The sequence below is a fragment of the Alteromonas portus genome (genome assembly GCF_005117025.1).
GTDB lineage: Bacteria > Pseudomonadota > Gammaproteobacteria > Enterobacterales > Alteromonadaceae > Alteromonas > Alteromonas portus.
This window is the reverse complement of the sequence record NZ_SWCO01000012.1, coordinates 63,810-89,317: the sequence shown is the minus strand read 5'-3', so window position 1 is coordinate 89,317 and position 25,508 is coordinate 63,810. Positions and strand designations below refer to the sequence as shown.

Sequence of the window (25,508 nt, the reverse complement as noted above, 5' to 3'; positions counted from 1 at the left end):
GTTTTTTAGTCTTTTATACCAAGTTGCCCTTGCAGCCTAAACATCAAGAATTGCTCGAGCTTCAAAGGCTGCGCGCTAACACAACCCTATGCTTCAACACGCTCGGTAACTTCTAATTCGTCTTCGTTATCGAACTCGAGGATGGGAGGTTGCAACAAAAAGTCTCTCTCCCAAATCTTAGCCATACTCGCCTGGCTAATGTTGCCACCACTCAATATGACAAGGGCGGTTTGCCCGGGGGGAGTGTTGGCAGCCCAAGCCGCTACAGCAGCCATGGTCATCGCGCACGTAGGCTCAATATGAAGCTTTAGTAGATGATGTAGCCATTGCGTCCAATAAGCAATTTGCAGCTCATCTACTTCGTAGAAATCGTCTATTTCTTGAAGTATAGGAAACGTTACATCGCCAACAGATGGCGTGGCTGCGCCGTCGGCTAAGGTATTTGGTGCATAATCTAAAGCAATGATCTCCCCAGCTTGCAACGACATAGAGGCGTCATTCGCCTCGGCGGGCTCAGCGCCAATGACCAATGCATTTGGCTGTAGTGCGCGAGTTGCCAACAACGAACCCGATAATAACCCTCCGCCACCACACGGCGCAAAGACAGCATCTACCTCACCAATTTCGTTAAGCGCTTCTAACGTTGCCGTGCCTTGTCCTGCCACAATATCTTTGTGGTTAAACGGCGGTATCCAGACTGTGTCTGGCGCTTTTGAGGCTTGCTCTACAGCAGCGTCTGCTTCTGGACGGGTAGGGAATAGTTTTAATTCAGCACCATAGCTTTGCGTAGCGGCAGCTTTAATTGGTGAAATGGTCTCGCTAGCGAAAATAGTGGCCTTAATACCAAAGTGAGACGCTGCATAGGCTACTGCCTGAGCATGATTTCCAGAACTATTGGCAACTACATGCTTCGGTAAACGACCTTCTTCTTTCAAGCGGGCTAAAAAATTCATAGCGCCGCGAATTTTGAATGCCCCGATGGTCTGTAAGCACTCCGCTTTAAACAAAATGCGGTTGCCCATCCATTTGTTGAGCAACGAAGATTCAACAATCGGTGTTTTCTTTACGTCGCCTTTTATACGTTCATAGGCTTGTTTTATATCTTCGAAATTTGGGGAAATACTCATTAAGTCACGCTCTTTTCATTTTGTTTTTTTATGGGGTAGCGCCGACAAGGGCCTTTACGCACTAAAAGGAAAATAAATACCTTACAGTGCCAGATACTATGAGATAACGCCAGAGCCTAAACCACATAAGACAATTCATATTTATTTAATAATTCTACTTTAGTATACGGGCGCAAGTTACCGGAGACAGGCACATGTTAAGCAAACACAACCATCGTATTTACGCCTTACCTACGGTTTTGTTTCTTTTTCTCACCTTTTTATTCGTTTCTGCGGGCATTTTTATTCAAAACGATGAACGCGCTGCACGTATTTCTAAAGCCCAGTCGGTTGCTGAGCAGGTAAAAATTAGTCTAGAAGTTTTCTCAAGCGAACGCATCCAAGCACTGCACAATTTAATGCAAAATTGGCCTACCTTTGAGCCAAACCAAGTAGACTGGTTTAATGCGCAAGCCTTGTCATTAATGGGTATGCAGCGAGGCTTTTCATCGCTGGTATTTGTCGATGCCAACGGTGAGGTAGCGTGGGTGGCAACGCCAGCCTCTGGTATTAAAACCCGCATAGACAACAGTTTGATTGGCAAGCCTATGGAAGCGTTAGGCTTAAACGTTTCGCATTTGTCCGAAGAATTGGAAAGCACACTCTTATACTCAGATGCCGCTAAACACCATTTTATTATTGTAGGTAGGGCTATAAGCCCTCAAGAGCCTGAACATGGGTTTTTAGTGGCGGGTTTCGACATACAAACCATATTAACCGTGATGTTAGGCGAGTTAGTTGGCCCGCAGTTTAACTTTAAGCTTAACGCCGACAGTGCAACGTTGTTTCAAAGTGGTGAGTTAATCAATGACGGCACTATTGTGTCGCTTTTGCCGTTCACGTTTTTAGAACGGGATTTTTCCCTTTCCATGCAATCCCAGTTAAGTCCTTATAATGCTGGCTTTTTGATCATGATGATTGGTCTGTTGATGTCGGCTCTGGTGAGCTACGTACTGCATAAGCAGCTTAAAGGCGCGGTTAATTTATCTTTAAGTCAGCAGCGTTACCTTACTGCTAGCGAAGCATCCCTAGACGCGCTTCTTATTTATCAGCCCACAGACGATGATTTTTTTCTAGTGGAAGCAAATTCATACAGTCGCTATTTGTTTCGCGGTGCATGTGACATCTTGCAGCCTATGAGCTTAGCTGAGCAAACGCGCTATTTAGGCTTAAGCAGTGAATTTAAAAACGCCAAAAACGTTGCTGAACTTGGCGTGCCTTATGAAGCCCACCTCGCCGTCCATAGCGACAAGATAGCGCCACAATGGATAAAAGTTCAGGTGGTTAAAGCGGGTGATAATATTGCGGTAACCGTAAGGGACGTGACCGAACGTTTTCGGGCCCAGCACGATCTAAAGCGCAGCGAAGAAAAATATCGTCGGTTAGTTGATGGTATGCACCGCCACTTTGTTTACACCAAGACCGTCGATCACAACTTTATGTATGTGAGTGCCGGGATTGAAAAGATCCTGGGTTTTAGTGCAGAAGACTTCTGTGCGAACGAGTCGAGGTACGTTCGCCAAGTACCTGACGAGACGTTTGAGATACGTCAAACCATTGCCCGTGGTGAAAAGCCCGAGCCTTATATTGTGCATTATCAAGGCAAAGTGGGTACACCGTTAGCGATTGAGTTTTCAGACACCCCCATTGTTGACGAACAAGGCGTACTGGTGGCTATTGAAGGCATAGCGCGTGATGTGACCAAGGAGCTGGCGCTGCAGGAAGAAGTGTATTTTCAAGCTAATCATGACCAGTTAACCGGGCTGTTTAATCGTTACGCATTTGATGAAAAACTGCGAGAGATCCTTGATGAAACACATAATGACGTTGTTCCGCAAGGCAATAGCGCAGCTTTGAGCCAAGTTGGTTTTAAAAAAGCGGCAAACATCTATTCGCCTCGCGCTTATCACAAGCAAAGCGTAATGTGCTTTATCGATATGGATAGGTTCAAATTAGTTAACGACAGCTGTGGTCACCCAGCAGGTGATAAGCTACTAAAAGAGATCTCCACCATATTTAGGCAATACGTGAATGGGCAAGACTTGCTTGCCCGAATAGGGGGAGATGAGTTTTGTATTATATTTCGCAATCAAAGTTTGGATGAGGTTACAAAGCACTTAGATAAGCTTTTAGTGGCAATTTCAAACTACCGATTTGTTTATGACGACAAGTTGTTCTTTGTGGGGGCAAGCATTGGCGTTATCGAAATAAACGAGAGTACACAAAGCGCAGAAGCGTTAATTAAAGCGGCCGACAACGCATGTTACAAAGCTAAACACCTGGGGCGAAACCGTTACTTTGTATTTCATGATAACGACTCACAGATGGCCATTGATGACAGTGAAAACCAGGTGTTACATGCCTTGCACCACGCACTACAAAACGACGGGTTTGAGTTGTATAGCCAAGCAATCATGCCGCTTAACGTGCCCAATCAAGAAAAGGCCGCCCAACTTCAGCATTACGAGATTTTGCTTCGTCTAAATGCAAAAGACAGTGGCCTTATAAGCCCGGGGCTTTTCATCCCGTTAGCAGAGCGTCACGGTTTAATGAACAAAGTGGATATGTGGGTGGTAGATAACACCCTTAAAACCCTTGAAAGTAATCCTGCTCACATCGATAACGTAGGCAAAGTCGCAATTAATTTATCAGGTATTACACTGGGTGATGAAATGGCGCTGCACAACATTGCCAAGCGCATGCAAAGTACCTCTGTACCTGCTGAGAAAATTTGTTTTGAGATTACAGAAACAACAGTAGTAACTAACTTAAGCGCTGCAAAACACTTCATTTCTACACTACGCGATTTGGGGTGTAGCTTTGCCTTAGACGACTTTGGTGCAGGTATGTCTTCATTCACTTATCTTAAAAACCTTGATGTTGATTACGTTAAGATTGACGGCTCCTTTGTGCGAAATATCGTTCACGATCCTATCGATCATGCTACAGTAACAGCGATAAATAATATTGCGCACAGTATGGGTAAACAGACCGTAGCCGAGTTTGTGGTCGATAACGCGACCGCCGAAGTGTTACGAGAGCTTAAAGTAGATTTCGGTCAAGGCTTTGCTTTAGATAAACCCAAGCCGCTGGCGCATAGAGTTCAATGGCGAGTTAAACTTGCCTCTGCCTAAAAGGAAATGTCATGGGTTTATTTGATACCATCATGGGTAATGCAAGCGAGACTAGCGCTTCAGACGTTCAAGAAGAGCTTACGCCTATACTTGCTGCTAATGAAACTGTTACCTCTGCGTTTAAGCTAGTGCGCGATTTAAGTGTATTCACGAACAAGCGCCTAATCCTTATTGATAAGCAAGGCCTTACCGGGCGTAAAGTGAACTATCACTCCATTCCTTACAAATCTATTACTCAGTTTATCGTTGAGACAGCAGGGCATTTTGATACTGACGCCGAGCTTAAAATTTGGCTGTCGGGCAAAGCCGATCCTATTGAGATTGAACTAAGTGCATCGTCTGCTCAGGCGGTACAGCAAAACCTAGCAACCCAGATGTTTAGCTAGGCGCTATTGCTTTACTAGTTTACGGTTAATGAAAAGAAAGCGGGCAGCGTGAACTGCCCGCTTTTTTAATTTCTTTCAAATTCAGTTTCGACAATATGTTTGCGAATCATTGCAATTTCATGCCAGAAACATTAACCGCTAAAGCCTTAGAAAACCACGCTAACACTTGCTGAACAGGTAGTAGTGCCGGCCTCACACACTTGGTAACTGTAACTACCGCCGCCTTTAACGTTAAGGGCATCAGTATAAGCGCCATCGTTCGCCGTGGTAGCAATCACGTTGCCGTCGCGATATACATCAACATTTGACGACGTAGCGTCAGCCCAAGAAAGATCCACTCTTTGGGTGCCTTTTACCTTATAGCCATTAGCGGTTAGGGTCAGGTCACCCGTACCTCCCGTGTCGCCGCCACCTGTGTCACCGCCGCCAGTATCGCCACCGCCAGCACAACCATTTTGAGTAAGGTATGCATTCATATCAGCCGCCTGGGCGATACCATAACCAAAGAAGTCGTCTTTGCCCGCGGCACCCGCGTCCATCGCAGTTGCTTTAAGTGCACTTCGAATCTCTTCACCTGTACAAGTTGGGTGATTTGACCATACCAGTGCTGCAATACCTGCAACGGCTGGTGTTGCCATTGATGTACCACTCATGTAGCCGTAGTCGCTTGCGCCAATAGAGATATCAATGGTAGATGCCGCAACTAATGCGCTTCTATCTTCGAATGCTGCACCTACAGCAGGGATAGATGTATTGTTTGTATCACCTAGGGTGCCGTAAAGCATGCCCGGCTCGTTATTTACAATAACAGCACCCACACCACCTGATAATTCACAGTTGTTAACTTTGTCGTAGAACGACACGCTACCACGGTCGATTACGCAAACTTTGCCTGCTGCGCCGGTATCTACTGCGTCGCCTAGACCCAGGAAGTAGGTTGCAGCTGATGCCGTACCGGTATTTTCCATCGCTGATGAAGCAAAGCCGACACCGTCAGCACTCATTGAAGAAAGTGAAGCTCCACCTGCTGGATAGGTGGATAGAGTATCTACACCACCTGCGGTGACTTCTACACAGATGGTCTCGTCGGTCGTTACGCGTTTACCACGACCTGTGGTGCACGACGGATACTGAGAGAAATCAGCAATGTTATTGTCGGCGTCGTTAGCACCAATCATCATAACTGACGAGTATCCAGCCGGGTAAGAGCGCACGCTATTACCGTCATTACCTGCTGCAGCCACAGCCAGACCGCCTGCCGCAACGAAGTCTTTAAACGCATTTTCTTCTGTAGAGTTTGCACCGCCGCCACCAAGGCTCATGTTGATAATATTGGCACCAGCTTGAGAACAAAGCTGAGCTGCTTGCGCTAGATCTGATGAATAGCCCCAGCCAGAAGCGTTAAATACTTTGATGATGTGCATATCAACACCTGGTGCCATGCCAACTACACCAAAGCCGTTATCCGCGGCGCCGATGGTTCCCGCCACGTGCGTGCCGTGTGGGCCGCCATTTTCAAACCAGTTACCTGTGCCAATATCGTTGTCACCGGTAATTGCAGACCAATTAAAATCAGCATTCGATGAATCTAGCCCCGAGTCAATGACACACACTTTCATGCCTGCATTGCTATCAAATACAACTTGGTCAGCCTGTGATTGATAAACCGCGTACGGAGTTAATTGAGTTTGCGTTGGGTCGCCAGCGTCATCGTTAAATAAGGCCAGTGGTACACGTTTTTGGTCAGCCTCAACTAGTTTTACGTGTGGATTGTTGAGTAAGCCTTTAACGTCGTCTAGTGACTTACCGCTGAAGGTTGCAGCAATAAAGCCGTCGGCATCAACGTGTATTTCTGCACCAGACTGTTTTGCAAGTGCTTTGACAATGCCTTTGGCGTTGTTGTCTACTTGAATAATATAACGGTCGTTGTCTGCAAGAGCGCCGAAGCTTGAAAGTGCCAAGCCAGCAGCGATTAAAGAAGGGGTAAATTTATTATTTTTCATAGGTACCACTCTATTCCACCTGTTGTTCATTCCCACCTTTTTGATTGTTTTTGTGTGGTGGGTAAGCAAAATGCTCGTTTTTGAAGCTACACTATGAAAAAAAATTTAACAAACCTTGTAGCAAAAAATTATTATAAAGTTTAATAACCAAAAAAAAGGGTATAAAGATAAGTTGTCTTTATACCCTTATATTTCATCTACTTATTGCTACTTAATCGTTCTATTGAAAAAGTTAGTTATCGTTTTATATAAGTGAATGCCCGTTTGCTTACCACGGATGCTGTGCTTCTTGCCAGGGTAATCCATGGTTTCAAATGGAATTGCCAAGTCTTGAAGGTGCTTGTAGAGCATCGTTGAATGGGTAAACAACACGTTGTCATCTGCCATGCCGTGGTAAATCAAAAGGTCGCCCTTCAGATCTTTTGCGTAAGGGAATACTGAAGACGCAGTGTATGCATCGTCATCCGTATTTGGGTTGCCCATGTAGCGTTCAGTGTAGTGGGTATCGTATAGGCGCCAGTCAGTGACCGGCGCACCTGACACGCCCGCTGCAAAGTAATCGCCCGCTTTGAACATGGTCATTAGGGTCATGTAGCCGCCATAGCTGTGGCCATGAACACCAATACGTTCAGCATCAACGAAAGGAAGTGTGCGCAAGAACTCTACGCCTGCAACCTGATCGTCTACTTCAATAAAGCCCATTTTTTTGTAAATAGGATCTTCAAAGCCTTTGCCGCGATAGTTAGAGCCGCGGTTATCTAGCGTAAATACCACATAACCTTGGTCAACCCAGTGTTGGAATAGCAAGCCACGGTTACCCGCCCAGCTATTTGTTACAACTTGTGCGTGCGGGCCGCCGTAAAGGTAAACAATAACCGGGTGCTTCTGTTTAGGGTTTTGCTTGGCACTGTCAGGCGTGTAAATTCGATACTTAAGGGTTGCACCATCCTTCGTGGTGATGTCACCAAACTCAGGTGCTGTCCAGCTATCCATGTAAGCGTACAAAGGGTGGCCTTCTTCAACTTTGTTTTCTTCAAGCCAGGTAATTCGCTCGCCTGTGGCGCTATTTAGACTAACTTGTGCAGGAGAGTTAATCGTTGAGAAACGGTCAATAAAGATAGAGGCATCTTTGCTAAATGCCGCGCTGTGATACGCGCCTAGTTCAGTAATACGCGAAATTTCGCCGCCATCTAAAGGCACGCTGTAAACATGGCTTTCTAGTGGCGTGTCTTTGCGGCCAGAGAAATACAAACGGTTGTTTGCAGTATCAATAGCTTCAACGCTGTCCACTACCCAGTCGCCTTTGGTTAATTGCTTAACCAGTTTGCCGCTGTTGTTAAATAGGTAAAGGTGTTTAAAACCGTCGCGCTCAGATGCCCAGATGAATTGGCCTTTTTCTTTTAAGAAATAAAGGTCGTTGTGCAGGTTTACCCAGGTATCGCTTGTTTCTGTAAGCAATACGTTTTCTTTTTTGCTGATAAGGTCGAACGCGCGTAGCTCTAACGTTTGCTGATCACGCGTTTGCCACTGGTAGGTAAAGGTAGTGCTATTTGGCATCCACTTACCGCGGGCAAAATAAATGTCTTTGTCTTTACCTAAATCAACCCAAGTACGATCGCCAGAGTTGATGTCTTGAATAGCAAGTTCAACCAATACGTTTGGCGTGCCTGCTTTAGGGTATTTTTGTTCAATAAGTTTGATGTCGTCAGCATAGATTTCAGAACGCGTGATCACGTCTACTGGGCTTTCATCAACCTTGGTAAAAGCAATTTTAGTTTCATCTGGCGACCACCAATATCCGGTCATGCGGCCCATTTCTTCTTGGGCTACAAACTCAGCCATACCAAATTTTATGTTGCCGCCGCCTTCTTTGGTAATTGCTGTCTCTTTCCCTGACTCTATGTGTTTAACATAAAGGTTCTGGTCGCGGATAAACGAAATGTAGTTACCTTTCGGCGATAATTTAATATCGGTCTCAAATGCCTCAGTATCAAGAAGCTGTTTTGCGCCTTTTTCGCCTAACTTGTGATAGAAAACGTCTCCGCCCAGCGGGAATAACAATGCTTTACCATCGTCCGACCATTGGTAGCTAACAATACCGCTGCCAGATAAACGCATGCGCTCCCGGCGTGCTTTTTCTTCATCGGAAAGTACTTCTTCACCGCTTTGTAGGTCGTTTGAGTCGAACAGCATGCGAGTTTGACCACTTTCAATGTGATATTCCCACAGATCTAAGCGCTCGTAGTCGGTTTGCTTACCTTTAAGGAATGTTACCCGTTGACCATCGGGTGACACTTTTAAAGAACGGGGGGCATCGCCATCAAGAGAAGGTGAAGAGAAAATGCGCTCGATTGTGAGCGTTTCAGCGTTTAAAGCAGTAGAGAGCATAGCGGCTCCAATTAAAAGGGCTTTTTTCATTTTTATCTGCATAATTGACTGTCGAAGGTTTGATTGTAGTTATATCAATTTATGATACAAGGTGCGACGTATGAAATCCGCAATGGTGCTAGGAGCGACAGGTTTAGTAGGACGAACGCTTGTAAATATGCTGTTACAGGACAGACGGTACAACGAAGTAACCTGCTTAGTCAGAAAGCCACTTTCTTCTAGCATGTTTAACGACCCCCACAAACGCTTAAAGCCTGTGGTCATCGACTTTAACAACTTACAAGACTACCAAGGCTACTTTAGCGTAAACCATGTGTATTGCTGCCTAGGGACTACACTCAAAAAGGCGGGGTCCAAACAAGCCTTTCGCCGCGTTGATTTTGAGTATGTGCATGTTGCCGCACAGCTTACCCGTGCACAGCGCGCAGACAGCTTTGTATGGATATCTTCGGTTGGCGCTGATGCTAAAAGCAGTAACTTTTATTTGCGCGTAAAAGGTGAGCTAGAAAACGCGATCATGCGAATGCCGCAATTACCCCATGCCTCTGCAGTGCGTCCATCGTTATTGCTAGGCAGTCGCGATGAATCTCGAACGTTGGAAGATATAGCGCAGAAAACCGCGCCTATTTGGCAAAGTATTATGAAAGGGCCGCTAAAGAAATACCGCCCCGTTCATGCTGTTGATGTGGCCAGGAACATGATGTCGCTGCAGCGCTGGAAATAAGTGCTCACAGTAAATGTCACAACGTTAACGTGAAGCACAACCCGACTTGGTATAATATGCGCGCCTTTTTAACGCATTAGGTAATACGACTTTCTTATGTTCCGCTGTAAACAATTCACCGTAGCGCAGGACAAGTGCGCCATGAAAGTGAACACTGACAGCCTGATTTTAGGAAGTTGGGCTGAGCCAGGTCCGGCCAAGCATGTTCTAGATATTGGAACGGGTAGTGGCATTCTTGCGCTGATGATGGCGCAAAAGTTGGAGCATAGTTTTCATAGTAGTGCCGATGAACAGCGTGTTGATAACCAGCAAGCCGTTCGAATAGATGCGATAGAAATTGATGAAAATGCAACGGCGCAGGCCGCGTTAAATTTTAAAAATTCAAAGTGGGCTAACCAATTATTTGCCCGCTGTTGTGATGTAAATAGTTTTACATCGCCCTATTTGTACGATGTGGTCATTTCAAATCCGCCTTACTTCGACTCGCCAGCCAAACGTTCAAATGCTTACAATCAGCAAAGCCAACCTCGAAATGTGGCAAGGCAGGCTTTGGCGCTTAGTGCAGAAGAGTTTTTTGAAGTCAGTCAGGAAATGCTTGAATTAAACGGGCATTTGTATTGCGTTTATCCTTTTTCGCTAGAAGCAAGGGTAATTCAGATCGCCGCTTCATATAGCTTCGCGTTAGAAAAACAGCTTTACGTCAGGCATGAATCTAACAGCACTCCTTACCTTTGTGCGTTTCACTTTAGAAAACTAGCGTTAACTTCCACATTATCGCCAATTGAAAATATCGGGGTAATTAATGAAGAGGCGAGTAAGACAACATTAACGATTAGAGACGCGCAGGGTAATTACACAAGCGAATATAAAGCCCTTTGTCAGCCTTTTTACCTTAAATTTTGATGAGCTTATATAAATGAACATAATCGCAGAAGGCTTTGGCGCAATCGCCGTGGTTTTAAATTTTATTGGTTATCGCCAAACGAATGTAGACAAATATTTGCTCATTTCTGCCTTTGCCTTAAGCGCACTTAGCGTGCACTTTTTTATGCTAGACGCTATGGCCGCAGGCATCGGAACGCTACTTGCCAGCGTACGTAATTTCGTTGCCATTAAACATAGAAGTAATATTATTTTGTTCTTCTTTGTTGCAGTGAATTTAGGCTTTCTGGCTTACGAATGGTTTGTACTAGATCACAGTTGGATCATTTTCATTGCCTATGCGTCGTCACTTATTTTTACAGTGGGATCACTGGTTATTCGCAACACACATACTATTAGAAAAGTCTTTCTTCTAGCTGAAACTTTGGGGCTGCTGTACGCCATTTCTGTAGGAAGTATTTTCGGCACGGTATTCAACGTAAGCAATTTGATCAGTATTTTAAGTAAGCTGCGCAAACCCTAGTTAAAACCTTCAATACCTTTATCTAATCAATTAGTCTAATTTGCCTCTCTTTTTGCTCAAAAAAAGAGCAGTTCCCGGTGGTTGGAATTCTTAAAAATACTTAACCAAACGGTCAATAAATATTATGCCAAATCTCTGTACGCCTTATTTTTAAAGGGGTATACCAAAGTTCAATGGGCTAAAGTTCAATATCTTTATCCAAATATAAGCGTATCATTTCTAATCAGTAAGTATGGTTTCAGCAATTTTTCCTCTGAATATGTGGAAGTAAACTCATCGTGTAGTAATGAGGGGAGTGTGCGCAGTGAAATTAGTGGAAAATACACAACAAACTAGTCAATCAGACTTGCTTGAGCAATCGTTTCAGAGTGCGATAAATAACGGCATGGCAGTTAACGTATTTGAGCGGGCGAGACATTTTCGCGATGCTACCTCAGCAAGCGAGCAACCTCGTTTAGTAGAAGCACGAACAAGTCTAGAAACAGAAAATCTGTGGAAGAAGCGACTTAATATGTTGCTAGATGCAGAAAATAAACTGATTAAAGTTATACGCTTACGCAAGATTACTGGTATATTTACGGTATTGAGCATGGCTATGTTTTTATTTTCCCTGTACTTAGCACCGTCTATGTCTCCAGTTGTTTTTTACGTACTAAGCGCAGTGGCCGCTTTCGGCGTTGCAACTTACCCAGCGTGGTTCTTAATATCTAAAAGCAACAGGAAGCGCAGAGATCACATCTCTAGTTTGTTTTACAAAAGCAATCATGAGGTAGAAATAGCAGACGGAAAGATGACGTTAATCAACAGGGCGAACTATGCAAGTGTAACGCACATACACATACTGGATAGCAACCTTGGATTATTCGCAAACTCATAAACATCATTATACGTCACACCTTATTATCATTTTATTAGTAGCGTCGTTTTTACTTGGGGCGCTACTGTTAGCACCCATGGATGCCCTCGGCCAGCTTTTAGCATCCATTACCATTCTCATCTTCATATCGCTTTGTAGTAAAGAAGCAAGACATACCCAAAAATATCAGAACTTATTTCGAGTACTTGCGCTTATCCTTGCTATAGCATTGAGCGTTAGGTATTTATTATGGCGTGGCATTTATACGCTTACTTATTCTGATGTACTTTCAATGATTGCCGTTTGGCTTTTGTTTGGCGCGGAAATTTATGCAGGCATTACTTCTGTATTGGGGGCTATCGTCAATGCTTTCCCTCTAAGTCGGCCGTTACTAACTCTAGAAGGTATGGATAAGTCTACGCTGCCCAGTGTCGACGTTATGATACCCAGTTATAACGAAGATGAAGAGATCTTAGAGGTGACAATTCGTGCCGCGCAAATGTTGGATTACCCAAAAGACAAGCTTTATATCCATTTGCTCGACGATGGCGGAACAGATCAAAAAATCAATGCTGAGAATCCGGTCTCAGCAGCCTCGGCAAAGCAGCGAAGACAGGATCTCCAGGCGCTTTGTTCTCGCCTTGGTGTTACGTATCACACACGCGAAAAAAATGAGTTCGCAAAGGCGGGTAACGTTAACAGCGCAATTCAAAACACAACGGGTGATTTGATTGTAATTTTAGACGCTGACCATGTGCCCACCTCAGATTTTCTGGATAGAACTGTACCTTGGATGCTTAAAAATGAAAAAGTGTTCTTGGTTCAAACCCCTCACTTTATGGCGAACCCAGACCCCGTAGAGCGTAACTACTTCTCGGCGTTTACACGTATGCCGTCAGAAAATGACATGTTCTATGGCACAATTCAAAAAGGGCTCGATTATTGGGGAAGTTCGTTCTTTTGCGGTTCAGCAGCATTAATGCGCAGAAAGCATTTAGACCTTGTTGGCGGTATTTCCGGTGAATCTATAACGGAAGATGCCGAGACAGCGCTAGATTTGCATAAAATGGGCTACGAGTCAGTGTATGTCGATAGGCCTATGGTGAGCGGACTTGCCCCTGAAACTTTTGATGCATTCATTCAACAGCGCATGCGTTGGGCGCAGGGTATGACGCAGATTCTGCTACTTAAAAAACCATTTAAAGCAGAAGGACTGAAGTGGTACCAGCGGGTGGGCTACATGAGTTCCATTATGTTTTGGCTATTTCCTTTTGCTCGTATCATTTTCTTATTAATGCCGCTGGCATATTTGGTTTTTGGGCTACAAGTGTATCACGCGTCATTACTTGAGATTTTCGCCTTCACGATGCCTCATGTTATCGCTACCTACATGATATCTACCATGCTTTTTGGGCGAACGCGATGGCCGCTGGTCTCAGAGTTATATGAAATATTGCAGTGTGCTTTTACCCTGAACGCCCTTGTAAAAGTTTTCCTTAAACCCCGCGCCCCTTCTTTTGTTGTAACGCCAAAAGGAGAAAGCCTGGAAAAAACATTTGTATCGCCACTTTCTAACGTATTTTACTGGCTGATTTTGGTCGTTTTAATCGCATTATGCAGCGGCATCTATAAATTTATTACCCAGCCAATAACACGTGAGCTAACCGTAGTAGTCATGCTCTGGAACGTATTTAATTTAATATTATTACTGTCTGTACTCAGTGTATTATTAGAGAGAAAACAAGTACGCAGTCAGGCGCGCCTGCCTGCCACCAATAGCGTTGTTATTAAGGCTGAAAACGGCCAAGCGTGGGTTGGCGATTTAGTTGATATGTCGTTAGGCGGTGCTCGGCTTCGATTAAAGGGAGAGGGCGCCTACGTACCCCAAGGCGCGATATTGACTTCATGGAGTCATGCGCTTAGTAAAAATGTGCATATACCAATAAACGTGCTGCACTACGACAGTAAATCAAAAATGCTCCGCGTACGCTTCATTCCGACAACTTCAGAACAAGAAAACGAAGTTATTGCCTTTTCACTGTGTGATAGTTTGCGCTGGTTATCCTTTCAACGAAGAAGGACACGGCCAATTTCATATTGGTTTGGCGCTAAACATGTATTAAAAGTTGGCTTAAAGCCCGCTTTGTTGCATATGCTTGTATTAATGGGTAAATTCGCCGATAAATTGGGTGTGCTTCCAAAATCGGTAAAGGAAAATAAATGATAAAAAGCTACTTTATGTTCATAGCATGTTTGTGCATGCCTTTTACCCTTGCAGCACAGACCGATACCTATCGCCTGACAGACTTTTTCGGGGGCGACAGCAATGTTCGATTGCAAGGTAAAGCTGCCTCTATAGATATTCCAATTCCACTAAGTGCAATGACAGACGTTGATAGCGCGCTGTTAACCTTAGAAGTGGTCAGCTCGCAGGCGCTGATTAAAAAGCGTTCGCAGCTTTTCGTAAGGTTTAACAATGCCACTATTGGCCAGATTGCATTTGATCCTGACAGGCCGTCTTTAGTGTCTGAAGTTGTTATTCCTAAAACGTTATGGCGGGCAGGGTTCAATTCTCTGACACTGACAGTAAGTCAGCATTATGCCGAGCAGTGTGTTGACGGAGGCGCGCCAGAGTTATGGAGTGAAATTAATGCATATAACTCAACGTTAAAAGTGGCTACATCGCTTAGTGAAAAACGCTTCACGTTTGATGAGCTTAGCGGCTTTTTCCACCCAGGCATAGGTGGTCAGCGAGAAGTGCAGCTTTATACTGCGCGTGAAGCGGAAAAGCAAATAAAGCATCAAGTATTGCCAATAGTGGCGCAAGCACTTGCATTGAGAAACCAATATCAACCGCTTTTCATTGACCACGATAGTTTCGACGATGGCTATGTTTTACCGGAGCTAGAAGAGACAGAAAACAGTTTTTGGAACGAACAAAATGTAGCAAGGTATGAGCGCAGTGCATGGTATTTAAACGCAAAGCCAAAGCAGCCAATTCATGTGCTTGTTGGTACTGCCGAAGCGCTTTCACCGGTTTTGTCTGATGACGTGATAAACGACATCGATGGTGCGTTTTTGATGACGCAGCGCACTCCGGCCTTTATTAAAGACAGCAAAGTCATTGTGCCCATGAGCTATCGCCTTATTATTAGCGGTACTACCCAAAGTCAGGTACTAGAGGCCGCCAAAGCCCTTGCAGTTATGGATGATGCTATTAATCCTGTTTCTCAGGTTACGGTGCTTTCCCAGTCTCAAATGAATGCTGAAACGCTGCAGCGTAACCTTGTACTGAACCCCGGTACAAGCTATGCATTTGAAGATTTTGGCGTGTCTACGGCGCAATTTAGGGGTGAAGATAGTTTCAATAAACGTGTTTCATTTAGGTTACCTGCAGACTTCTATGTGCCCGAAAACGCAAGTGTAGATCTACTTTTAGACTTTGGTTACGGAGCTGGCTTTGGGCCAGGCTCTGTTATGAATGTCAGCGTAAACGATGAGTTAGTTCATGGTTTATCACTTAATAATGTCAACGGACAGTCATACAGAGACTATCAGCTTAGGGTGCCCGCACGCTTTTTCAAAGGTGGTGTAAATAATTTAGATTTTGCGATATCGATGCGAGCACCATTAGCGGGTGTGCCGTGTGATGATGTGTCTGGTTCGCATTTAGTTTTCCAACTGGATGACTCTTCCGCTATAAAACTCCCAAAGGCGGGAAGCGTGGCTGTGCAGCCTGATTTGGCTTTGTTTTCTGAAACTGCATACCCATTCGCACGTTTTAAATCGGCACCGCCTTCGACGATAGCAATTCCATCAGACGACTATTTAGACCCTGCGTTAACATTATCGGCAAAATTCGCTCAAGTAGCACGTGCGCCTCTTCTCAATGTGCAAGTAAGTTTGGGGAGCGATCTTTCTTCACAAGGCTCGGTGATTGTACTAGGTACGCCTGATACCTTAGATGAGATAGAGCAAGCTGAATTCAATACAGCGATTGAAGCTACAAAACGCTGGCCATACAGACTACAAAACAACTTGTATAACGGTATTAGAACTATGACAGGCGATCAGTCTTTCAAAGAGATGAGGATAGATGGGCATACCGTTCAAAAAAGCGATTTAGGTGAGCAGGCTATTCTTACCGCTCAAGAACACCCAGTTTCTACACAAACCGATACCTTGTTTATATTGGCGGCTCAAACGCCGGAGCTACTTAATGCCAGGGTTGAAGATCTTGTTAGTCTTTCCATGTGGGGACAAATGGGAGGAGACTTCTTTGCTTGGAAAGATGGATTGTCGCCATCCCTTGTCATGCAGGTCAGCGATAAGTACGAAGTTGGCGAAGCTGATGATACGTGGCTGCACTTAAGGTTATGGTTATCAAATAATCCATGGTATTGGCTAATAGGCTTTGTATTTGTGGTGTTCGTTGTCAGCTTGCTAGTGTACTTACTGCTTAAACGCAGAAATAAACAAGTGCAAGAATCATGGTAAATATGCACCGCGTTATCAAAGTAGCACTTTTGCTTGGCATTGCCTTTTGGGTAGTGTCTTGCTCTACCAAAGATAATAGCGAGTTTACATCCCAATACATTGCTTACAAGGCATTGTTTATTGATGATGGCCGAGTGATAGACACAGGTAATGATAATGTGTCTCACAGCGAAGGGCAGGGCTACGGGATGCTCTTCGCAGCTGCGGCCGACGATAAAGACACGTTTGACGCATTATGGCACTGGACAAAGCGCACGTTAATGCGAGATGACGGGTTGTTTAGCTGGCGCTACCGCCCTTGTGCTGATAATTCTTCTTCATGTATCGACGACCCTAATAACGCTTCTGATGGTGAATTACTCATCGCTTGGGCACTGTTGCGAGCTAATAAAAAATGGGGCACCGGTGCTTATTTAGAAGACGCGAGAAATATTGTAAGTGCTGTAGAGCAGAAGCTGCTCGTGACGAATAAGAACAGCGTAGTATTGTTGCCGGGAGAATACGGGTTTCTAGAAGAACATTCAGGCGGTAACAGCGTGCAATTGAATCTGTCTTACTGGGTTTTTCCCGCCATAACAGATTTAGCATCAATTTCGACTACGCCTTCACTATGGGAGCAACTTTACCAATCGGGCATAACTTTGCTGTCTAGAATGCAGTTCTCATCCTATCAATTGCCTAGCGACTGGGTACGCTTTACGCCCAACACTACTGACGAAGACAACAAGATTGGTACGTTAAGTTTAGACAACGTGATATCACCTGAGTTTGGCTTTAACGCGATCCGTATTCCGCTGCAGCTTGCATGGTCACCTCGGTTTCGAGATGACGCGATCTTAACCGAAAAGCTCATTGCGCCTTATTTTGCATGGTGGGCAATGACACCTACACCAGCGACTGTAAATCTGTTAAGCGAGGAAACAGCTGAATATGAAATGTCTAAAGGCATGCAGTCAGTTAAGCTTGCTGTGAATAGTCTGGTGGGAACGGAAGAACAGCACGGAATTAACTGGCCTACGATTAATCGCAACATGGATTATTATTCGGCAAGTTTAACGCTACTTTCTATGTTAGCGGTTTTGGATAATGCATCGTGAAAGCTAGGTTTACCCGCACATCTATATATCTGGCTCTAGGCGCAGTGGCAACGTCATTGGTATCGATGCAGGCCGTTGGACAAACGAAAACAACCTACAAAGAAAAAGATCTGGGCATAATACCGGTTCAACAAGATCAGCCAGATTTAACAGGCCTTTGGTACCATATAAATGAAAGGCAAGTACAGCAAGCCAATGAGGAATTTGCCCGCTTAAAGGCCCTTTACCCCGGATGGCAGGTGCCTCAAGAAGTTGAAACCGAGCTAAATAGAATTAATGGTCGATTAAAAGGCACAATAAAGCCTGTTGCTTCAAAGCCAAAAACTGAGCGAACACAGCCAGAGCAATTGATAGAGCCTGCGCCCAAAGCGATAGAGCAAGTAGCTGAGTCAGGTGAGTCAACAGGGTCTAATGAAAAGCAGCAAGCAGCACCCGCTTCAAAAGCCTTACCGCTTGAGCAGTTTGCTCAATTAACCCCTAAAGCCCGAGCAAATGCATCAAGGCAACAAGTAGAAACACTGATTGCGTTAAGCAATCAGTTAAAGCGCACTGACTTTTACTTGCTCATGGGGTGGACTGCCATCGACAAAGGTATGCTAGAAATGGCGGTGCAACAGTTTACCGAGGCCTTGCAATCGTCTGTTCGCGATATCGATAAACAATCAGCACAGCAAGGCCTTAACAGCGTTACAGGTATAAAGCTACAGCAGGCGCTGTCATTGCGTGATACGACAAGGTTGGCACAGTTTCTCAAGTCTGACGACAATGGCTACGTAAAAGAGGTACTTCAAGGCGCGGCGTGGCAGCAATACGATGCTAAAAACTACGATTTTGCTGAAGCATTATTTGGCTTGGTCAATGATAATGAGGGCAGGTATTTATCACTTATTGCAAAAGGCAGTGATAATGCTGCGCAAATTGCCTTCGATTTAGCATGCAGTATCAACACGGAAATATTCATTCGTCGCTGTGCTGATGGTCTGGCTAGTCGACAGGCACAGTTTTACGATACAAGGCGTTTTAAAGAAAGTATCGAAGCCGGTAAATCACTCGCCCGTTTGCGGCCTTTAAGCACTGATGAACAAGCACTAATAGGCTGGGCTGCCAAAGAAATTCAAGACACCACAACAGCAACGGCAGCGTTTGAGCAAGTGCTATCTAAAACGCCAAGCAATGCTGTTATAGCCAATGAATTGGTGTCACTTAATCAAAGTGATGATGCCACATTAAATAGGTTGGCACTGAAATTCAGCGAAGTAAAACGTATTTTTCAAGAGCGCACGACACGCAACGCTTGGCCTAGAAAACAGTTTTGGTTGGCTTATCAAAACGACGATCCTCAAGCCGTTACCGCACAAACTAAAGATGGACTCACTGCGTTGTATGGAATAAATACCCGTAGCCGAAGTGGTGGTGAAGGGCTTGGTAACTTTGATGTACTGTCTCAGTATATAGGTGTTGGCAGCGGTTATAAAAACTGGCTGTGGCAAGTATCGCTCGACTATAAACAGTTCTACAGTGGTACTCCTCAAGTAGGTGATTGGTTCGGAGACAGGCAGTTAGACAGCTCATTTTTGGGCATAAGCGGTTTCGAAGACACAGGTGTTCGGGCTGAAGCCTATTATCAAGCGCCAGACTTCAACTTTTACGCGAATTTAGAATATGCCATGTTTGAGCAACCTGTTAGCGCTAAAGTCACAGGGCAAATTTCGGCGACAAGGTTTTTAGCCAATACGACCGTTGCGGCAACCTTATTTAGAGAAGCAAAAGAAGACAGCTTGTTAAGCCAGACGGGCACTTTTTATGCTAATCGCGATCAGTCATGGGGCTATGTAATAGAAAGTGGTTTTCGTGGATTAATCGCCCATTCAATAGCTGACAATATGTCAGTAGCTGGCACTGCGCAAATAAGTCGTTTGGAAGGCGAGCGCGTTGCAGATAATAGCGCGCTGTCGCTACGTGGTGACGTGAGTTACGATATTGCTAGCTTAGTGTTTAGTCGACTAGATTATTGGCGTGTAGGGCCATTTTTAAGCTATACAAGCTACGACAAAAATTTAAGCGGCTTTACCATTGGCAACGGTGGCTATTTTAGCCCGAGCGCGTTTATTAGTATTGGCGGCTATTCTGAACTGCTCACACTTGAAGCACTTAACTGGCAGGTTAAACTGCGAAGTTCACTTGCGCTCTCACATGTAGAGCAAGATGATGATCTGAGGTTCCCTATAGGAGAAGCCTACCTCCCTTCAGATCTCGATACCACTCTTGGTGAGAGCTCAGACACAGGCCTGAGCGGAAACCTTACGGCAGAAGGTCAATATCGTATTAACCACAACTGGATTGTGGCTGGGTATATTGGAAAAGCCTTTGCGGTTGAGTATCAAGCGTTTGAAGCGGGTATTCAGATAAGATGGCGAGAAGGGAAAGGTACTGGTGTAACCAGCGATGAACTATTGCTGTCTTCACCAAGAATAAGCGGCTTTGCGTTATAAAGCCGCTTTATTTTGAAGAGTAATTTTTCTTTTAAGGCGTTAACTCGCTTTTCTGCGTCTAACCAACATAAAACAACCCGCACCAAATAACAGGGCGATTGAGGCTGGTTCACTGACGTTGATAGCACCAAACTGATAGTTATTTATTTGACCCGTTGGTGCAATGTAGGTCTCGCCTAGGTCGTTCACCAGTTCTACTAGTGGCGTGATCAAACTGTTGGCAATCACGTTACCATCCACATGACCATTGTAGAAACTTAGCTGGGCGTATGGCGCCAATACACTGCCTTTAACGCCTACGCTGTGCAGCGTAAGGAAATCAGCATCAACAAAGTTAAACAAGATATTGTTGGTATAAAGGCCATCATGGCGCTGACCTATATTGTTGTCATTGTCTCTATACTGGCCAGTTTCTGTAAAATATTCGTTTTCCTGCGTAAAAGCAGTATTAAAGAATCCAGTATTAAATAACTCAACGGATTCACCATACACGTTAATGATGTTGTAGCTGGTGGTAGAAAAATTGTAAACGATGCTTTTATCGTCAGCGCTAAACCAATCAGAGGTAATAGAGTAAATATTTACATCATCGGTGCCAGAAAATACGATGGTATCTAGTGTGTCTTTATCGCTATCGTTACAGCTGACTAACCTGTTAGGGTCCGAGGCATCAGTACAGGTAAGCGTGGTTGTCCCATTGACATCCATCGAAGCAAACTCTTGAGATTGTGCCGTTACTTCAGCAGCTATTGAATTAAAATCAAGGTTGTCGATGTTAACTGTGTTACTAGAAGACTGCACAGCGCTTCCAGTATAGCCAGCGTTATCCACAGTAAGCGTTGTACCGTAGGTTATCGAACCATTCACACCCGCTTCACGGATGGTAACGGCTTGTTCAGACTGGATATCGCCGTTATTAACGCCTGCCTTTTCTAATGTTACGTCACCTTCACTGAATATACCGCCGTTTTCCACGCTACCGTAGGTTACGGTGGTAGTACTGCCACTGTTTAGTGCTCCATCGAACATTACGCTATTAGCGGTAACCATACCTGAAACTGTGGTTTGCCCTGCGTGAACATGGCCTCGGGTGTAACTAAGATCGCCACCTACGTAAAGCGCACTAGAGGAAAGATCGGTAGGAAGTAAAAGACCCACATCGAAGTCTTCCACCGTTAGGTTTCCACCAACAGCTAAGGAGCCTTCAACGTCAGATCGCTCACCTTCATAACTATTAAAGATGAACGCGTTATAGTCGAACGCTTCGCTTAATTCAATTTTGGCTGCAGACACCTGAGGTGCTGAGATCACCGCTGCAAGTACAGCAGTGTAAACTAGTTTCTTGTGCATAATGGCTCCAGTGACATCCGAGTCTGGAACCGAGTTTCAACATGGTTTATCCAGACACACCGAATGGTACGATCTGAACAAAATTCGTGCGATAGCACAAGAGATACTTTGGTATAAGAGAGGATACGAAAAAGCCACCCGAAGGTGGCTTTTACTTAATTAGTATTTGATTAATAAAGCGTTTTAGCTGCTCTTTTTAACCAAAACAGATACTTTGTCGATACCAGCAATTTTAACTTGGTTCATAACTTCAACTACTGTGCCGTGCTCGCTGTCTTCGTGAGCCTGGATAGCAGCAGAATCAGTGTTGTTTTCTGCTAGGTATGTTTGCGTGTTCGCAACCACACGACGAATATCAACCTCACGGCCACCCATCGTGATAGTACCGTCAGCCGCAATACGAATAGAAAGCGCTTTAGAAGGCTTGTCGTTTTTCGCTTGATTATCTTCTGGACGGTTTACGTCTAAACCTTTCTCTTTCACGAACGAGGTCGTTACGATGAAGAAAATCAACATGATGAACACGATGTCCAACATGGGGGTCATATCAATCTGAGCCTCGTCTTCAGCCGAGGTATGCTTCTTTCTTTTCATCTCGTCTTCTTTCTTCTGTTACGTTCGAGCCATTTAGTATACTGCTTGTTACAAAAATATACAGACTTTTGTATAAAAACAGTGTGCTCATTAACACTTGTTGTTGAAAAAATACTCAGTTTCACGGTAATAAAACAACAAACTAGGTTTGCTTGCGCGAAATAGCGGCACCTAATTGGTAAAAATACAACATCAATGCCTGATTGAGTGATGTACGCAAGTTACCATGAGGATAAATGCCAAGTCTAGCTTCCGTTGATTTTTTTGTTCCTTGTACCAAGAACGCATTTTTGATGTCGTGATCTTGAATACAGGCTTCAAATGCTCGGGCAGCCATCTCCTGAGGCATAGCATAATAATACATTTTTAGCGCGCGATCAGCTTCTACGGATCGCACAAAGTACTCATTTGGCCTTTTTTGATCATTTAAGAACAATAGCGAGAAGCAATCGCTTAATTTTTGATTCAATGGATGGGGATTCATTGGGGCATTGTCGAGCCATGCCTGTGTCGCAAAGCTACCGGCGGCGATGCCGTCGAACATCCTGGGCGCAATGTAATGATCGAAAGCGTGAAACCATTCGTGAGCCAGCGCGCCAGCCCCGGCGTTTTTAGCTAACGCAAGCTGCCTTTTTGCACTATTGTAATGAGCGCTACTGTGTTTTTGACCGCCGCTGCCGAATGCCAGTGACAAAGAACCGTTTAGCGACAGAACCTGTTCATTTATATTTAAGATCGCAACCAGATCGTAAAGCGCATCAAAAAACAAATTTGCTGCGATCTGTTGTTCTTCAGCGGTTACCCACCTGCCTACAGTGATCGTAGCAAAATTAAACAGCTTGCGAATATCTTGAAATGAAACGTCAGCGCCGTCCCGGTGGCTCGGACCGTTGCGATAAAACTGCTGATGAAGACGGCCTTTACTTTCCAATACTGAATTCCCAATGCAACCGCTGTTTAGGCCATTGAGACCAATAACTGTTCACACCATGCTTCGATGCGTGCGTCTGTTTTATCGTATTGGTTTTCATCATCAAGAGATAAACCTACAAACTGGGTCTTGTCTTCGGTCAAGGCTTTAGAGGCAGTAAACTCATAGCCTTCGTTTGGCCAGTAACCCACGATGTTGCAGCCTGTTGGCAATATCGCATCGTGAAGCATGCCCAATGCGTCTTGAAACCACTCTCCATAACCGAGTTGATCGCCTAGCCCGAATAGTGCAATGGTTTTACCTGCTAAATCTAAGCCGTGAACCTCTTCCCAGTGAGATTCCCAATCTTCTTGGAGCTCACCAAAATCCCAGGTCGAAATTCCAAATATGATGATGTCGTATTCGGCCGTGCGCGTCAGGTTTACATCTTTAATGTTGTGAAGGTCAACAATGTCTTCGTCAAAAAGGCTATTGAGTTGCGCTTGGATTTTTTCTGCTGCCATTTCGGTGTAGCAAGTTGTAGAGCCGTAAAATAATCCGATGGACAGTGCGCTATCACTCATTAGATACCTCTTTTAAACTAATCATCTTTAGAAGCTGGGAATTCTACCTCTTTACCGTTGCTCAACAAAGCTTTGCACTGAACATCGGTGTTTTTCTGTGAAATTTTTAATACACCAATGGCGCAACCGTTGAATAATTCGCCATAACCCATACTTGGTTCTCTGGCTTTCACCGACATATTTCTGCGCCTAGTGAAAAGGTTCAGGGGAGACTTGGAGCGATACAATACGCGGTTTAATCTATCTAGCCACCTTATTAGCCCATCTGGGAATGCGTTTTTCAATCCGCTGCAGGTGAACTGTGTGATATGGGGGCTATTGCGCCTAAAGCGCAGACGTACATCGTATACAAAGGAATAGTGCACATCGCCAGATAGAATAATGAAATCGGGGGGCGTTTTGTAATGCCTGAATATGTTCAATATGACGTTGGCAGTACCTTTATGGGCCATCCAGTTCTCAGCGTCTACCGTTAGCGCCTTGCCAAAAAACGTGAACACTTTTTGAATGGCCTCAATAACTTTAACCCCATAGATGGGGGCGGCAGAGACAACGATGACAGATTCTTTGCCGATTATTGAATGCTGAAAGTCGCACAGGGCTTCCCAATCCATTAAGCCCGAGGGCTTGTTCATGTTTGATTCACTGCGCCAGCGCTGTGTTCGCGTATCTAATACTTCAATAGGAGGCGTGGTATCTAAGCGGTAATGCCATTGATCAAAATCTAAAAGATCGTTTATAACTTCATCATGTGCAGTGAAACCATCTTCACTTATAGATTCCTGTACTTTTGCAATCAGCGGCGCGACTTTTTTAGGCGCATTGCCCCAGCCTTGGCATAGCAAGTAGCCAATGAGTGCATTGCCGATCATGCGTTTTGATAAAGGGTTGCCGTAAACTTCTTGCTCCCAACCTCGTGTTAAGTTCCAATCGTCAGTAACATCGTGATCGTCAAAGATCATATAGGTAGGAATGTGCGCTAGTGCTCGGCGCACCTGTGGTAATTGCTTAACGAACCCGGCAAGCGCATCATTTTCTTTATCGAAAATGTTCGAATACTTTTCTGGAATACCGTCTTTATTTATAGAGCCATCAGAGCGCAACGTATCTGGCCACAGCGTATCGGACCACACCAGTAAATACATAGCGATGATCTCTGCACTGCCAATTAAATGGTTTTGTGCATTGACCGACGTAAACACAGGCTTTTTCTTGGCGCCAAAGAAAATTGAAGATAGTACCGTGTTGGTCGCTATTTGCGGCAAAAGCTGTTCACGTTCATAAAACCCAAATTCATGGGTTGCAAGTTCACTCGTATTGCCTACCACTGCGCCTTCAAGAGCCTCGTGGTAAAGGCCTAAACGCTCTATCACACTGTGAATGGCTTTAAGCATAGGCCCTGCCACATCATCTGCGTAAATTTGATCCCCCGTCATTAAAAGTAAGTCGGGAAAGTCCTTACCCTTTTCAAACGCATTTTTATGAAGCACGTCAACCTGCGCAAGCGCATCTTCACTGTGGAAATGAGGCTTGCGGCAAGAGCCGTGCAAGATAGTTTCGGGGGTTTCTGTATAGTGAAAGCTTGGCGAGGGCTGGCCATCGTAGAGTATTGCGCGCTGTTCTTTTTCCCATTTGTCTTGGGCAGACGGATCGTCAAATAACAGTTGATAGCTAATGCGCGCTCTGTCTTTAAAAGTGTCAGCGGCGTAAAAAGAGATGAGGTGAATGAAGGCAAAAGACCCTACGCGTACAGTTTCAATCTGACACTCACCTACTATAGTCTGGTCACAGACAGACAGTTTCAGTTGTGGAGCTTCGGCGTTACTAGTGACTACCCATATATGGCTTTCAGTAGGCGTCACTTTTCTAACTATTGGCCCTGCAATGACTTGGGGCAAGTGCTGCGTAGGAATGATTTTCTC

General features: G+C 44.7%; 18 protein-coding genes. 10 read left to right on the top strand and 8 right to left on the bottom strand.

The features are described from left to right. Window positions 1–86: 86 nt before the first annotated feature. Entirely contained in the window at window positions 87–1,127 is a 1,041-nt protein-coding gene (locus E5672_RS19060; RefSeq protein WP_136783774.1) for a serine/threonine dehydratase, read from the bottom strand. Between the two features lie 194 nt (window positions 1,128–1,321). On the opposite strand from E5672_RS19060, the gene E5672_RS19055 reads away from it, so the two are divergent. Both E5672_RS19055 and E5672_RS19050 read left to right on the top strand, forming a co-directional pair. Next, window positions 1,322–4,300, top strand: a complete 2,979-nt coding sequence (locus tag E5672_RS19055) for a putative bifunctional diguanylate cyclase/phosphodiesterase (protein ID WP_136783773.1) — start codon at window positions 1,322–1,324, stop codon at window positions 4,298–4,300. Window positions 4,301–4,311: 11 nt separating this feature from the next. Beyond that, window positions 4,312–4,686 (top strand): PH domain-containing protein, encoded by a 375-nt coding sequence (locus tag E5672_RS19050; RefSeq protein ID WP_014950757.1) that lies wholly within the window; start codon window positions 4,312–4,314, stop codon window positions 4,684–4,686. Window positions 4,687–4,832: 146 nt separating this feature from the next. On the opposite strand, the gene E5672_RS19045 is transcribed toward E5672_RS19050, so the two are convergent. Then, a complete protein-coding gene (locus E5672_RS19045) occupies window positions 4,833–6,689 on the bottom strand; it encodes a S8 family serine peptidase (RefSeq protein WP_136783772.1) in 1,857 nt (618 codons plus the stop codon). 207 nt (window positions 6,690–6,896) lie between these two features. After that, window positions 6,897–9,107: a S9 family peptidase gene (locus E5672_RS19040; RefSeq protein WP_136783771.1), complete on the bottom strand. Its 2,211-nt coding sequence runs from the start codon at window positions 9,105–9,107 to the stop codon at window positions 6,897–6,899. Window positions 9,108–9,177: 70 nt separating this feature from the next. Here E5672_RS19040 and E5672_RS19035 point away from each other — a divergent pair, with 70 nt between their 5' ends. The 8 genes from E5672_RS19035 to E5672_RS19000 all read left to right on the top strand — a co-directional run bounded on the left by E5672_RS19035 (window position 9,178) and on the right by E5672_RS19000 (window position 20,148). Further along, a complete protein-coding gene (locus tag E5672_RS19035; protein WP_136783770.1) occupies window positions 9,178–9,801 on the top strand; it encodes an NAD(P)H-binding protein in 624 nt (207 codons plus the stop codon). 141 nt (window positions 9,802–9,942) lie between these two features. Further along, the gene (locus tag E5672_RS19030; protein ID WP_136783769.1) at window positions 9,943–10,704 is read left to right on the top strand and encodes a tRNA1(Val) (adenine(37)-N6)-methyltransferase; all 762 of its coding nucleotides are present in this window, start codon (window positions 9,943–9,945) and stop codon (window positions 10,702–10,704) included. 13 nt (window positions 10,705–10,717) lie between these two features. Next, a complete protein-coding gene (locus tag E5672_RS19025; protein ID WP_136783768.1) occupies window positions 10,718–11,206 on the top strand; it encodes a YgjV family protein in 489 nt (162 codons plus the stop codon). Window positions 11,207–11,510: 304 nt separating this feature from the next. Further along, window positions 11,511–12,083, top strand: a complete 573-nt coding sequence (locus tag E5672_RS19020; RefSeq protein ID WP_136783767.1) for a DUF3681 domain-containing protein — start codon at window positions 11,511–11,513, stop codon at window positions 12,081–12,083. Beyond that, entirely contained in the window at window positions 12,061–14,286 is a 2,226-nt protein-coding gene (bcsA, locus tag E5672_RS19015; protein ID WP_136783766.1) for a UDP-forming cellulose synthase catalytic subunit, read from the top strand. Before E5672_RS19020 ends, bcsA begins: the two co-directional genes overlap by 23 nt. Next, window positions 14,283–16,559 (top strand): cellulose biosynthesis cyclic di-GMP-binding regulatory protein BcsB, encoded by a 2,277-nt coding sequence (locus E5672_RS19010; protein WP_136783765.1) that lies wholly within the window; start codon window positions 14,283–14,285, stop codon window positions 16,557–16,559. The genes bcsA and E5672_RS19010 overlap by 4 nt, the downstream gene beginning before the upstream one ends. Further along, entirely contained in the window at window positions 16,553–17,656 is a 1,104-nt protein-coding gene (locus E5672_RS19005; protein ID WP_136783764.1) for a family 8 glycosyl hydrolase, read from the top strand. The genes E5672_RS19010 and E5672_RS19005 overlap by 7 nt, the downstream gene beginning before the upstream one ends. Further along, window positions 17,653–20,148 (top strand): cellulose synthase subunit BcsC-related outer membrane protein, encoded by a 2,496-nt coding sequence (locus E5672_RS19000; RefSeq protein ID WP_136783763.1) that lies wholly within the window; start codon window positions 17,653–17,655, stop codon window positions 20,146–20,148. Before E5672_RS19005 ends, E5672_RS19000 begins: the two co-directional genes overlap by 4 nt. 39 nt (window positions 20,149–20,187) lie before the next feature. Here the strand turns inward: E5672_RS19000 and E5672_RS18995 are convergent, their stop codons facing one another. From E5672_RS18995 to E5672_RS18975, 5 genes are all read right to left on the bottom strand, one after another. Next, a complete protein-coding gene (locus E5672_RS18995) occupies window positions 20,188–21,498 on the bottom strand; it encodes a choice-of-anchor A family protein (RefSeq protein WP_136783762.1) in 1,311 nt (436 codons plus the stop codon). 183 nt (window positions 21,499–21,681) lie between these two features. Further along, complete coding sequence (locus E5672_RS18990) at window positions 21,682–22,092, bottom strand: ExbD/TolR family protein (RefSeq protein WP_136783761.1); 411 nt, start codon at window positions 22,090–22,092, stop codon at window positions 21,682–21,684. A 142-nt stretch (window positions 22,093–22,234) separates the two neighbouring features. Next, window positions 22,235–23,023: a CLCA_X family protein gene (locus tag E5672_RS18985; RefSeq protein ID WP_136783760.1), complete on the bottom strand. Its 789-nt coding sequence runs from the start codon at window positions 23,021–23,023 to the stop codon at window positions 22,235–22,237. A 26-nt stretch (window positions 23,024–23,049) separates the two neighbouring features. Next, window positions 23,050–23,586: a flavodoxin FldB gene (fldB, locus tag E5672_RS18980; RefSeq protein ID WP_136783759.1), complete on the bottom strand. Its 537-nt coding sequence runs from the start codon at window positions 23,584–23,586 to the stop codon at window positions 23,050–23,052. Between the two features lie 17 nt (window positions 23,587–23,603). Then, on the bottom strand, window positions 23,604–25,484 hold the full coding sequence (locus E5672_RS18975) for a metallophosphoesterase family protein (protein WP_136783843.1): 1,881 nt from the start codon (window positions 25,482–25,484) through the stop codon (window positions 23,604–23,606). Window positions 25,485–25,508 lie beyond the last annotated feature (24 nt).